We start from the raw sequence: 12497 nt of genomic DNA, 5'->3' as shown, positions 1-12497 counted from the left end.
GGCGCAGCAGCTCCGTCTCCCGCTCGCCGAAGCGCCCGGGCTCCGGGTGCCAGGCGACCACCGCGCCCAGCGTTCGCCCCTCGTCCATCAGCGGGAGAATCACGGCGGAGCGCGGCTGCGTCTCCCACTCCTCGCGCGGCGCGAACAGGGGGGTGCGGTCCCGCTCGCGCCGCAGGTCCGCGTACGCGAGGTCTACACCGTGCTTCATGGCCAGCGCCACGCGCGAGTCGCCGTCGCCCAGCACGGGGGGGATGCGCGGCTGGCGGCCCTCCAGCACGGTGACGTGCACCACGCGCGCGTCGGTTCCGTCCAGGCCCGCGAGCGCGACCGCCGCGCCCGCCGCGCCCGCCACGCGGCACACGGAGTCCGCCAGCTGCTCGGCGAAGCGGTCCAGCTCCAGCTCGCCCGGCAGCGCCTGCACGGCGGCCAGCAGCGCCTGCGTGCGCACCGCGTCGCGCCCCGCCTCCGCGCGGGTGGAGAGGAGCGAGAGGAGGGTGCCCAGGCTCTTCGAGGCGTCCAGCGCCACCGGCTCCACGCCGGGGGGGACGACCCCGGGGTACGCCAGCGCCAGCACGCCCTGCGGCACGTCTGCCGGGATCAGCAGCATCTCCGCCGCCCAGTGGCTGGGGAGGGCCCGCTTGCCGCGCTGGAGGTGCACGGGCATTTCCTCCTGCATGGCCCAGCCGAACGGGTGGCCTTCCAGGTCCACGACGGGCGGGGGCGACTCGTGGCCGGGAACGCAGCGCCACCCCACCAGGCTCGCCGTGCGGCCCGATGGGTCCATGCGCCACAGCGCCGCCTCGTGCGCGTCGGTCGCGTGGCGCAGAAGCTCCAGCGAGCGCAGCAGCGCCCCTTCGTCCGTCTCTCCGTCGTCGGGGACGGCCGGCGGCGGGCGATCGTCCGGCTCCTCGTCCATCTCCTCCGCGGCCTTCACCGGCTTGGCGCGCGCGAAGGTCAGCGCAACGCCGACGGCAAGCAGGAGCGCGAACCGCGCCGCATCTCCCGTCCCCGGCCGGCCGGTCCGCATCCAGTGCGCGCCGATCGACAGCACGAAGGCGGCGACGGCGGCGGGGATGGCGAAGCGGGATGCGCGGCGGCCCAGCAGCGCCGTCCAGACGGCCGCAAACGGCGTCAGCGGAGAGGCGAGCGAGCCGGTGAGGAGGATGGCGAGGTGGAGCGGCGGCCAGGCCGACGCGAGCGCGGCCGCGTCGGACCGGTCACGGGAGAGGAGCCAGGCTGCGAGCCCGGCTAGGACGAGCGCCGCGCCGATGAGGATGGCCGGACGCGAGAGCGCCGGCACCGCGAGCACGGCCAGGTAGGCGATGCCGGAGGCGGCGGCGAGGATGCGGGCGTCGGGACGGCCGGGGGCGCGGGAGATCGTCAGGAAGACGGAAGGAGGTTGATGCGCGACGCCGCGCTGGCCGCGCCGAAGCCGTTGTCGATGTTCACCACCGTCACGCCCTGGGCGCAGCTGTTCAGCATGCCCAGCAGCGCCGCGATGCCGCCGAACGACGCGCCGTAGCCCACGCTGGTGGGCACGGCGATCACCGGCGCGCCGACCAGGCCGCCCACGACGGACGGCAGCGCGCCCTCCATGCCCGCGACCACGATGATGACGGCGGCGCGCTGCAGCGTCTCGTTCGCGGCGACGATGCGGTGCAGGCCCGCGACGCCCACGTCGGTCAATCTCTCCACCGGGTTGCCGAAGGCGCGCGCGGTGACGGCGGCCTCCTCCGCCACCGGCAGGTCGCTGGTCCCCGCCGTGACGACGAGGATGGGGCCGCGCGTCTTCTTCTCCACCGGCTGGTCCGGCGCCAGGTAGGCGGTGCGGCCCAGCTCGCTCAGCTCCACCGCGGGCATGCGCGACGCCAGCATCTCCGCCGCCTCCAGCGAGACGCGCGTGGCGAGCATCCCGTTGCCCCGCACGGCGATGCGCTCGGCGATGGCGCACAGCTGCTCGGGCGTCTTCCCCGCCCCGAAGATCACCTCGGGGAAGCCGTGGCGCAGCGCGCGGTGGTGGTCGATGGTGGCGAACGCCATCTCCTCCATGGGCGACCACGCCAGCCGCCGCTCCGCCTCTTCCACCGACAGGCCGCCGCCGGCGACCTCCGCCAGCAGGCCGCGCAGGCGCTCGGGCGTCAAGCGGCCACTCCCGTGTACTGCTCGCGGTAGCCTTCCAGCAGGCGCTCGGCCTCCTCCAGCCTGGTGACGGCGAAGAGGTCCTGGCGCAGGAAGCGGCCGTTGGGCAGCCCCTTCGTGTACCAGCCCAGGTGCTTGCGGAACTCGACCATCGCCTTCTCCTCGTCGGTCTCGTGGGCGATGGCGAGGCGCGCGTGCTCGATCACCACGCGGAACCGCTCGTCCACGTCGGGCCCGTCGGGCACGCGGCGGCCGTCCAGCGCCGCGCGGGCCTCGCGGAAGATCCAAGGCGCGCCGTGCGAGCCGCGGGCGATCATGATGCCCGCGCAACCGGTGTGGTCGTGCATCCGCTTCGCATCTTCCCCCGCCCATACGTCGCCGTTGCCGATCACGGGGATGTCGAGCGCTTCCACCACGGCGGCGATCTCGTCCCACCGCGCGTGGCCGCTGTACATCTGCGTCCGCGTCCGAGCGTGCAGCGTCAGCGCCTCGGCGCCGGCGTCCTGGCAGCGCAGGGCGATCTCCACCGGGTTGCGCATCTCCTCGCTCCAGCCGCTGCGGATCTTGACGGTGGTGGGGATGGAGATGGCCGCTTTGACGGCGCGGATGATGGCCTGCACGAGATCGAGGTCGCGCAGGCAGCCCGAGCCGCCGTTGCGGTTGACGACCTTCTTGACCGGGCAGCCGAAGTTGATGTCCAGGAAGTCCGGCGCGTACACCTCTTCGACCAGCGCTGCGGCCTGCGCCATGCCTTCCGGGTCGGCGCCGAAGATCTGGATGCCGATGGGGCGCTCGTCGTCGTGGAAGCGCAGGTAGCTGTGCGTGCGCTTGTCGTGCCGCCGGATGCCTTCGGCGGATACGAACTCGGAGACGACGACGTCGGCGCCGAACGATCGGCACAGGCGGCGGAACGGCGACTCGCTGACGCCGGCCTGGGGCGCCAGGTAGAGCGGCACCGCGCCGCCATGCAGGAGGTCGAGAGCGTTGCTGGACATGCCGGAAATATAACCCGCGGGCGATGATCCTCAAAATTGAGCGACGGCCTCACCCGACGGCCCGAGAGCCGCCAACCCTCTCCCGCGAGGGGGAGAAGGCAATCGAGGCGATTGCGCATCGGAGCGGGCATCTCGCTTCGGATGAGATGAATCTACAGAAACACATATACATAAAACAGATAGGATATTCTCCGCAGAATTATTCGAGCATCCTCCGGAGATGTCCGCTTCGGGGTCCAGATCAGTAACGGAAAGCGCGGCATCGCTTTGACAGGCATGCGGGGGCGGGTTACATTGCCGTCGTCCACGGGACCCTGGAACACCTTTACGGTGATTATCGGAATATGGAACTTCGGGAGTTCTTCACGGAAGACGGGATCGATCTCGCGCTCAAGGGCGAGACGAAGGACGAGATCCTCAAGGAGCTCATCGCGCTGCTCAAGCTGGACGAGAAGAGCGAGGGGATCCTCTACAAGATGCTGAAGCGCCGCGAGAACCTGGGCAGCACGGGCATCGGCAAGGGGATCGCGATCCCCCACTGCCGCTCGCTGGTGGTGAACCGGCTCCGCGTGGCGTTCGCGCGCAAGCCCGCCGGCGTCGACTTCAAGGCCATCGACGACCAGCCCGTCCAAAACTTCTTCCTCATCATCGCGCCTCCGCTGGAGGTGTCGAACCAGTACCTGCCCGTGCTGGGCCGCATCGCGCAGTTCAGCAAGGAGCCCGACGTGGCGTCGCGGCTCGAGCAGCTCCAAACCCCCAGCGAGTTCCTCGCGCTCCTGCAGGAAAAGGGCGTCTGAGGCGATCCATAACGGAGACTTCCAATGCACCCTCAGCTCGAAATCCTGCTTGAGCTACAGGACCTGAAGACGCAGCGCCGCGACTTGGAAGAGTCCGGGACCGATCGCGAGGTCCAGGAGGCGGTCTTCAACCTCAGCGCCGACGAGGCGCTGGAGCAGCTAGACGCCAAGCTCGCCGAGATGGAGGAGAAGCTGGACGCGCCCATCCGCAACCGCTACCGCCGCATGTCTGGCAAGCAGCAGCGGGTGGTGGTGCCGGTGATCCGCGGCACGTGCTACGGCTGCTTCGTGGCCGTGCCCACGGCGCTGGCCTCGGACGCGGACCGCAACGAGGAGGTCCGCACCTGCCAGAGCTGCGGACGCTTCCTGTACCTCATCGACTGACGCCCCCGGGCGCTTCACGGCGCAGCGGTGACGGAGGACGAGCGACGACGCCGCCCGGAGATGGTTTCCGGGCGGCGTCGTCGCGGTTTGGGGCCCCCTCCCCCAGCCCCTCCCCCAAAACTGCCTGGGGGAGGGGAGCCTGGTTGGGGCGGGCTGGGAGAGTGTGCGGGTGATCGCACGGCGGAGGTTCGGGCCGCTCGACGGCTGGATCCCGGCTCGGATCGGGGGGCGGAGGATGCGGGGCGGAGGATGCGGCTGCGGCGGCGCGCCCGAAGTTGCAGAGGGGGTTGCGGGAGCTTCGCCGCGATTGCGGCGCGGGGCGCGGAGGCGAGGCGTCTTCGGGGCGAGCGGGGCGGGCGCGGGCTGCCCGTCCGCCGGGTCCGGCTTCCATCCGGAACGACACCCGACACCACCTGCGCGGAGTGACGATGCCCAACCATGACGTGATCGTGATCGGCGGGTCGGCGGGCGGGGTAGAGGCGCTTGCGGCGCTGGCCGCCGGGCTGCCGGCAGACCTGCCGGCGGCGGTCTGCGCCGTGATCCACCACCCGGCGTACATGCCCAGCCGCCTCCCGGCCGTGCTGGGCCGCGCCGGCCCCCTGCCCGCCGTCGCGGCGGCAGACGGGATGCCCCTTCGCCCGGGCGTCATCCACGTGGCCGTGCCGGACCAGCACCTGCTCGTGGAGGCCTCGGGCCGCCGCGATGGGCACGGGGTGATCCGGCTCACGCGCGGGCCCAGGGAGAACCGGTCGCGTCCGGCGGTGGACCCGCTGTTCCGCTCGGCGGCGCTGGCGTACGGGCCGCGCGTGATAGGCGTGGTGCTCTCAGGGGCGCTGGACGACGGGACGGCGGGCCTGTGGGAGGTGCGCGACCGCGGCGGGCTGGCCGTGGTGCAGGACCCGGCGGACTGCGCTTTGGCGGCCATGCCCGCGAGCGCGCTGGCGCAGGTGGGGGCGGACCACGTGGCCACCGCCAGGGAGATGGGGGCGCTGCTGGGGCGGCTGGCGCTCTTGCCCGCGCCCCCCGCCCTGCGCCTGGACGCGGAGCTGGAGCGCGAGGCCGCCATCGCCGCGATGGACGAGGAGGCGCACCGGCGAGAGGCGCGCTACGGCGTGCCCTCGCGCTTCCCGTGCCCGGACTGCGGCGGCGTGCTGTGGGACACCAGCCTGCGGGGCGGCCCGCTGCGGTTCCGGTGCGAGACGGGCCACGCGTACGGCCCCGCCACGCTGGCCGAGGGGCAGGCGGAGTCGGTGGAGGCCGCGCTCTGGGCTTCGCTGCGGGCGCTGGAGGACCAGACGGAGCTGGCCCGCGTGCGGCAGGAGCGCGCGCTGCTGTTCGGGCACGCGCGCTACGCGGAGCAGCTCGCCGGACAGATGGACACGGCCCAGGAGCACGCCGCCGCGCTGCGAGCGGTGCTGCGCCTGCGCCAGCGGCCGGCGCACGAGATGGCGAACGCCCCCGCCGCGGACTGAGCGGCGGGGGCGCAATGCCTCGCTTTCGTACTACCGGCGTCCCCCGGCGGGACGGCCTAGTCTTCCGGGGGGGGGGGGGCGAAAGCGGCGAGGAAGCCGGGGCCGATGCCCACGTCCGCCAGCTCCTCCCAAGTCCAGCCATCGCTGCGCATCCGCCGCACCTCTTCGGCGAGCCTACGGCGCTCGGCGGCCTCCTCGCGTTCCGCGCGCGCCCGGAACGCCTCCTGGTTCCGCGCCTCGCGCCGCAGCAGGCGCTCGGAGCGTTCGATCTCCCGCTTCACCTGCGCCTGCTCCCAGCTTGCCCGCGCGGCCGCGTCCTGCGCAGCGTCGTCCCAGGCCCCGCGCTCGTCGCCCGGGCGGCTGGTCTCGCGCCGGCGGCTCCGTTGGGGAGCGGCCGCGGCCGGCACCGGGGACAACCCGCGGCCGGTCAGCGCGCGCGAGCGAGCCGCGCGAGTGCCCTCGGCCGGGGCGGAACCCACGGCGGCGCGCCGGAGATGCGTATGCGGGCCCGAAGTGCCGTCCATGCTGTCCATGTATCCCCGCGCGAGAGCCCCCGACCGAGAAACCAGTGTTTTCGGAGAGTACGCGCGGTGATGGTACGCGGGTATCGGGAGATGAGGAGTCGTTGTAAGGGATTTCCCCTACAGCCGGGCGGGGTGGGGCCGCGCTCGCATCACCCGGCGCACTCCCCCGGCCCATTCATCCCCCGAGCCGGGGGCCGTTCACCGGTCGTGGATCGCCGCCGGAGACGCAGGCACGCTGCTCCCGGCGCACGCGAAGGAATGGCCGCATGGCGCGGTTCGGGAGATGCGGATCGGCGCTCCTCTTCGATACTTCCGGAGCGTCCTAGCCCGGAACCGGCAGTCTCGTCGGGAGAGGTGGAGCCTCGCCGCGGAGGCGGGGAGGTCAGGTCTCGGAGAGCCAGCCGCGGTGGAGGGCGTAGCGGACCATGTCGGTGCGGCTGCGCAGGTCCAGCTTCTCGGTGATGCGGGCCTTGTACGTCTCCACCGTCTTGGTGCTGATGCCCAGGCGGCCGGCGATCTCCTTGTTGCTCTCGCCCCAGGCCACGCGGCGCAGCACCTCCTCTTCGCGGTCGCTGAGCGGGTGCGCGGGGGCGTCGGCGCGGAAGGGCTGGGCGCGGCCGCGCAGCACCGTGCCGGCGAGCACGGGGTCCACGTACGTGCCGCCGGAGGCGACGGTGTGGATGGCGCGCACCAGCTCGTCGGCCGCGGCGCGCTTCAGGACGTAGCCCGCGGCCCCCGCCTCCAGCAGCCGCGTGAGGTGGCCGCGGTCCTCGTGCATGGTGAGCGCTAGGACGCGCACCTCCGGGCACTCGCGAGTGATCCGCTCGGCCGCGCCGGCGCCGTCCAGCCCCGGCATGGAGACGTCCATCACCACCACGTCGGGCCGCAGCTCGCGTGCGCGGGCCACGGCCTCCAGCCCGTCGCGGGCCTCGCCCACCACCAGCATGCCGGGGCTGGCGTCCACTAGCGCACGCAGGCCCGACCGCACCACCTCGTGGTCGTCGGCGAGGACCACGCGCAGTTCGCTCACTGCGCGTCCCCGCCATCTCCGGAAGGCGGCGCGGGGACCCGGGCGTACACCGTGGTGCCGCTGCCGGGGGCGGACTCGATCTCCAGCGTGCCCCCCACCAGCGCGATGCGCTCCCGCATCCCCCGCAGCCCCAGCCGGTCGGCCTTCTCCGGCGCCGAGAGCGTGGCGTCCACGTCGAACCCGGCGCCGTTGTCTTCCAGGATGGCGTTCACGGAGCCGCCGCGGCTCTCCAGCAGCAGGCTCACCCGCGAGGCGCCTGCGTGCTTGAGCACGTTGGTGAGCCCTTCCTGGACCATGCGGTACAGCGTGGTCTCCAGCTCGCGCGAGAAGCGCTGGCCGTCCACGCCCACCGCCTGGAAGTCGGCCTCCACGCCGTGCCGCTCCGACCATTCCTCCAGGTGGCCGCGCAGCGCCAGCTCCAGCCCCAGGTTGTCCAGCGCCGGCGGGCGGAGCACGAGCGCCAGGTCCTGCATCTCCCGCGCGATGCGCCCGGCCAGCACCTCCAGCTCGGCGATGCGGGCCGCGCCGCCGTCGCCGTTGCGCGGCAGGGTCTTCAGCCCCAGCAGCAGCGCGGTCACCAGCTGCCCCATCTGGTCGTGCAGCTCGCGCGAGATGCGGCGCCGCTCCTCTTCCTCGGCGGTCCCGATCTGCCGAAGGAGAAGGCTTCGCGCGGCCTCGGCCCGCTCGCGCTCGCGGATCTCGAGGGCCAGGGTGTCGTTGGCGTCGGCGAGCTGCGCCGTCCGCTCGTCCACGCGCCGCTCCAGCTCGGCGTGCGCCTGCTCCAGCGCGCGGCGGGCGGCCTCGGCCTCGGCCTGGGCGGCGCGGGCGGCCTCGAGCGCCATCCTCTCCTCGTGGATGTCGGTGGCGGCGCCGAACCACTGCACGATGGCGCCGTCGCCGCCGTGCACGGGCCGCGCCTGCACCAGGAACCAGCGGTACGCGCCGTCTGCCCCGCCGCGGATGCGGTACTCCTGCCGCAGCGGCTCGCCCGCCTCCACCGCCTCGCGGTGCCGGCGCACCGAGCCCTCGCGGTCCTCGGCGTGGATCACCTCGGCCCACCCGAAGCCCAGTGCGTGCTCGGCGGCCTGGCCGGTGTACTCCGTCCACCGCTGGTTGTACCACGTGGTCGCCCCGTCGGGCCCGCTGCGCCACAGCAGGTCGGGCACCAGGTCGGCGATGGCGCGGAAGCTGGCCTCGCTGCCCCGCAGCGCGGCTTCCGAGCGCTTCAGCGCGGTGACGTCCACGAAGGTGAGCACCACGCCCTCGATGCGGTCGTCCATCGTGCGGTACGGCATCACGCGGACGAGGAACCAGCGGCCGTCCTCCGTCTCCACCTCGTGCTCCACCGGCACCAGCGTCTGGAGCACGCGCCTGGCGTCCTCGATCAGCCCGCCGTAGCCCAGCCGGTGGGTGAGGTCGGCCAGCGGGCGCCCGCGGTCGGACTCGCGGACGTTGAACAGCTCGCCCACCTGCGGGGTGAAGCGGAGGATGCGGAGCTTGCGGTCCAGGAAGAGGGTGGCCACGTCGGTGGCCTGGAGCAGGTTCTGGAGGTCGCTGGAGATCTGCGACAGCTCCTCGACCTTGTGCTTGTTCTCCTGGTTGAGGGTCTGCAGCTCCTCGTTGACCGACTGGAGCTCCTCGCGCGAGGTCTCCAGCTCCTCCATGGTGGAGCGCAGCTCCTCGTTGGACGACTGCATCTCCTCGTTCGAGGAGCGCATCTCCTCCTGGCTGGTCTCGAACTCCTCGATGACCGTGACCAGGCGGCTGCGCATCAGCTCCATCTCGGCCTCCATCTCCCGCAGCGCGCCGTCGCTCCAGCCCTCGCGGGGAACCGCCGCCGGCTCCGGGTCGGCCATCTCGTCGAAGATCACGAGCACGAAGCCCTCCAGCTCCCGCTCGCCCGAGGGGCTCACCCGCAGCACCACGTGCCGGGGCTCGCCGTCCATGCGCACCGGCACCGCGTGCGAGCGGCACGGCCGGCCGCTCTCCTTCACGGCGTGCAGCGCGGCGCGCAGCTCCACGCGAAGCTCCTCGCGCACCAGCTTGAAGATGCTGTTGGTGGGCACCCCGCCGCCGTGCTGGAGGTAGCGGCCCGCGTGCTCCGAGAGGTGGACCACGCTGCCCTCCTGGTTCACCAGCAGGCTGGGCGGTGCGTACCGCTCCACCATCTTCTGGTGGACGGCGCCGTACCCTTGCAGGGCCTCCACGCGCGCGGGCGGCTCGATGCGCGCGGGGTGCGGCAGCGGGCGCCCGGAGATGGGCAGCGCGGGCAGCCGCAGGGCGCCGCGGGGGGCGTTCCGGCGCGCGTACAGGTGGTGCTCCTTGTCGGCCACGCGGAACAGCTCGGAGCGGCTCAGCGTCTCGGCGGTGCCCAGCAGCAGGACCCCGTCTGGCCGCAGCGCGTAGTGGAACAGCTCCACCACCTCGCGCTGGACGTCGGCCTGGAGGTAGATGAGAACGTTGCGGCAGACGATCAGGTCCAACCGCGAGAAGGGCGGGTCGCGCAGCAGGTTGTGGAGCGCGAACACCACCGACTCGCGCAGCTGCTTGCCCACGCGGTAGCCGCCGCTCTCCTTGCGGAAGAAGCGCTCCAGCCGCTCGGGCGAGACCTCGGCCTCGATGGCCTGCGGGTACAGCGCCTCGCGGGCGTAGTGCAGCGAGCGCTCGTGCAGGTCGGTGGCGAAGACCTGCACGCGGGGCGCCTTCTCGCGCCGGCCAGCCTCCTCCAGCAGCAGCATGCCAAGGCTGTACGCCTCCTCGCCCGTGGCGCACCCCACGGACCACACGCGGATCGCCTCGCCCGGCTGCAGCGCGTCCAGCAGGCGGGGCACCACGTCGTCCTGGAGGGCGCGGAAGACCTGCGGGTCGCGGAAGAAGCTGGTGACGTTGATCAGCAGGTCGTCGAGCAGCGCCGCCGCCTCGCCCTCGCCCTCGCGCAGCGTGTCCAGGTAATGGGGAAGCTGCTCCACGCCCAGGATCTGCATGCGGCGGGCGACGCGCCGGCCCACGGTGGAGCGCTTGTAGCGCGCGAAGTCGTGCCCGGTCCGCACCCGCAGCAGGGCCAGGATCTTCTCCATCGCGTCCGGCTGGTCCGCCGAGGACGGCGCGTCCAGCGACTCCACCCGCAGCCGGGGCTCGGTCGCCGCGAACTCCATCACCTTCGGCAGCATCTGGGCGATGGGGAGCACCATGTCGGACACGCCGGCGGCGATGGCGTGGCGCAGCATGCCGTCGTACTCGGCCTCGTTCGGGTCCTGCACGATCGCCATCCCCCCCTGCTCGCGCACGTGGCGCAGCCCCTCGGTGCCGTCGCCGCCGGTGCCGGAGAGGAGGACGCCCACCGAGTGGCCGTCGTGCGTCTCGGCCAGGGTGCGGAAGAAGTGGTCGATGGGGGCGCGGGCCAGGCGCTCCTTCTCCAGCGGCGACACGCGGAGGTGGCTGTCGATCGCGGAGAGGTTGCGGCCGGGGGGGATGACGTACGCGTGGTTCGCCTCCAGCGCGACCACGTCGGTCACCTGCTGCACGGGGATGGGCGCGTGCGGCTGGAGCAGGTCCGCAAGGTGGCTCTCGTGGTCGGGCGCCAGGTGCACCACCACCACGAACACGAGCCCGCTGTCCGGCGGGATGCAGGCGAACAGCTCGCGCAGCGCCGCAAGCCCGCCGGCCGACGCGCCGATCCCCACCACCGTGGGCCTGCCGCGGGGTGCGGGAGCCAGCTCCGGGTCGACGGGTTCCTCGCTGCTCGGCTGGACTGGGTCGCTCATGGACCGGGCGGGCTGGCGTGGCGGCGGGGCGGCGCCGTGGCGCGCGCACCCCTGGCGGTCTTCGCAACATAACCCCCGCCGCGGCCGGCGGCACCCCGTGCGCTACTCGGGCAGGTGCCTCAGCAGCTCGCGCAGGCGGTCGGCGTGCAGGCGCGTCTCCCTGCCGCGCTCGCCGAAGCTCGCACCGGAGCGCTCGCGGCCGTGCTCCAGCTCGGTGCGCGCCATCGACACCAGCATGTCGGCCCTCTCCTCCAGCGTCTGCAATGCCACCCACAGCGAGTCCTCGACGGCGGTGGCCTTCTCCGCCAGCCAGTCCTGCGCCGAGTAGGCGTGCCCCACGCGGCAGCGGAACCGGACCAGCCCGCCGTCGTCGATGGCCTGGATGGAGCCCTGGCACTCCGGACAGGTGAAGCCGGTGGGAGTGCCGAGGACGGGAACCGGCTCCGGAAGGCTCATGGCTCGTTCGGTGATCCGCGCCTCGATTCGCAGCATCTCGGGCACGGGCGGTGGCTCGGGGGCGGGCTGCGCCGCGAGGCGCACGAGCAGCGGACCCAGGCCGGCCAGCGTGGTCTGCCGCGGGGCCCGCGTGGCGGCCAGGGCGTTGCGGGGCATCTCCGGGTACTCGGCGTCGTCCGGCGACTGCACCACGGCCGCGCCGCCGCAGCGCTCCACCGCCAGCAGCCCCGCCGCGCCGTCGGCCAGCAGGCCGGTGAGCACCACGCCGATCACCCGGCTGCGGTAGTTCACCGCCGCGGTGCGGAACAGGGTGTCGATGGCGGGCCGGGAGAGGTTCTCGCGCGGCCCGAACGTCACGCGGATGCCTTCCTCGCCCAGCAGCAGGTGCCTTCCCGGCGGCGCCACGTAGATGCGGCCGCGCTCCAGCGGCATCCCGTCCACTGCCTGCGACGCGGGCAGCGCGCCCCGCGCACCCAGGATGCCCGCCAGGAGCCCCGGCGAGTCTTCGGACACGTGCTGCACCACCAGCACCGACGCGGGAAGGTCTGCCGGGAGCTGGCCCGCCAGCCGGGAGAGCGCATCGACCCCGCCCATCGAGGCCCCGATCACGATGATGTCGCGTGTCTGCAAGTCGCCTCGCGGTTGCGGTGTGGCGCCGCCGGCTGCACGGCGGAATCCGGCTGCGCTGCCCGCGTGCAAGAAGCATGAACGGGGCACCGCACCGGGTCTCCTCCGGCACCGAGCCGATCTCACGGCCGGGCCGCCGGGCCGTACGAAATCCGTGAGAATCGGTGCGGCCAGCATCGCCCTGGAGGCGAAAAGCCGCTGGCCACGACGGCACGAAGCCGACTGCGTGGGCTGCTACCGATGGTCCGGATCGCTTCGGCGAGACTCCACGAAGGCAAGCCGATCTACCCGGATTCGTATCTCCTCCGC

At 73.0% G+C, this 12497-nt stretch carries 10 protein-coding genes; 3 read left to right on the top strand and 7 right to left on the bottom strand.

Annotation, left to right across the window (positions count from 1 at the left end; all coding sequences use genetic code 11):
* The 3 genes from VFE05_04800 to dusB all read right to left on the bottom strand — a co-directional run.
* Nucleotides 1–1300, bottom strand: a 1300-nt coding sequence (locus tag VFE05_04800; protein HET6229376.1) for a GAF domain-containing protein, incomplete at its 3' end; no start/stop codon positions are given.
* A gap of 80 nt (nt 1301–1380) precedes the next feature.
* Nucleotides 1381–2142, bottom strand: coding sequence for a nickel pincer cofactor biosynthesis protein LarB (gene larB / locus VFE05_04795; protein HET6229375.1), 762 nt, complete (start codon nt 2140–2142; stop codon nt 1381–1383).
* The gene (gene dusB, locus VFE05_04790) at nt 2139–3134 is read right to left on the bottom strand and encodes a tRNA dihydrouridine synthase DusB (protein HET6229374.1); all 996 of its coding nucleotides are present in this window, start codon (nt 3132–3134) and stop codon (nt 2139–2141) included. The genes larB and dusB overlap by 4 nt, the downstream gene beginning before the upstream one ends.
* A gap of 344 nt (nt 3135–3478) precedes the next feature.
* On the opposite strand from dusB, the gene VFE05_04785 reads away from it, so the two are divergent.
* The 3 genes from VFE05_04785 (at nt 3479) to VFE05_04775 (ending at nt 5787) form a co-directional block, all read left to right on the top strand.
* Nucleotides 3479–3931, top strand: coding sequence for a PTS sugar transporter subunit IIA (locus tag VFE05_04785; protein ID HET6229373.1), 453 nt, complete (start codon nt 3479–3481; stop codon nt 3929–3931).
* A gap of 24 nt (nt 3932–3955) precedes the next feature.
* The gene (locus tag VFE05_04780) at nt 3956–4315 is read left to right on the top strand and encodes a C4-type zinc ribbon domain-containing protein (protein ID HET6229372.1); all 360 of its coding nucleotides are present in this window, start codon (nt 3956–3958) and stop codon (nt 4313–4315) included.
* A 428-nt stretch (nt 4316–4743) separates the two neighbouring features.
* The gene (locus VFE05_04775; GenBank protein ID HET6229371.1) at nt 4744–5787 is read left to right on the top strand and encodes a chemotaxis protein CheB; all 1044 of its coding nucleotides are present in this window, start codon (nt 4744–4746) and stop codon (nt 5785–5787) included.
* Nucleotides 5788–5843: 56 nt separating this feature from the next.
* Here the strand turns inward: VFE05_04775 and VFE05_04770 are convergent, their stop codons facing one another.
* From VFE05_04770 to VFE05_04755, 4 genes are all read right to left on the bottom strand, one after another.
* A complete protein-coding gene (locus tag VFE05_04770) occupies nt 5844–6311 on the bottom strand; it encodes a hypothetical protein (GenBank protein ID HET6229370.1) in 468 nt (155 codons plus the stop codon).
* A 382-nt stretch (nt 6312–6693) separates the two neighbouring features.
* A complete protein-coding gene (locus VFE05_04765) occupies nt 6694–7341 on the bottom strand; it encodes a response regulator transcription factor (GenBank protein HET6229369.1) in 648 nt (215 codons plus the stop codon).
* Nucleotides 7338–11105, bottom strand: a complete 3768-nt coding sequence (locus tag VFE05_04760) for a CheR family methyltransferase (protein HET6229368.1) — start codon at nt 11103–11105, stop codon at nt 7338–7340. The genes VFE05_04765 and VFE05_04760 overlap by 4 nt, the downstream gene beginning before the upstream one ends.
* 102 nt (nt 11106–11207) lie before the next feature.
* Nucleotides 11208–12191: a chemotaxis protein CheB gene (locus VFE05_04755; GenBank protein ID HET6229367.1), complete on the bottom strand. Its 984-nt coding sequence runs from the start codon at nt 12189–12191 to the stop codon at nt 11208–11210.
* Nucleotides 12192–12497 lie beyond the last annotated feature (306 nt).

Source organism: Longimicrobiaceae bacterium, from assembly GCA_035696245.1.
Classification (GTDB): domain Bacteria; phylum Gemmatimonadota; class Gemmatimonadetes; order Longimicrobiales; family Longimicrobiaceae; genus DASRQW01.
Note: the sequence above shows the minus strand (reverse complement) of the source record. Positions and strands in the feature narration are given on the sequence as shown.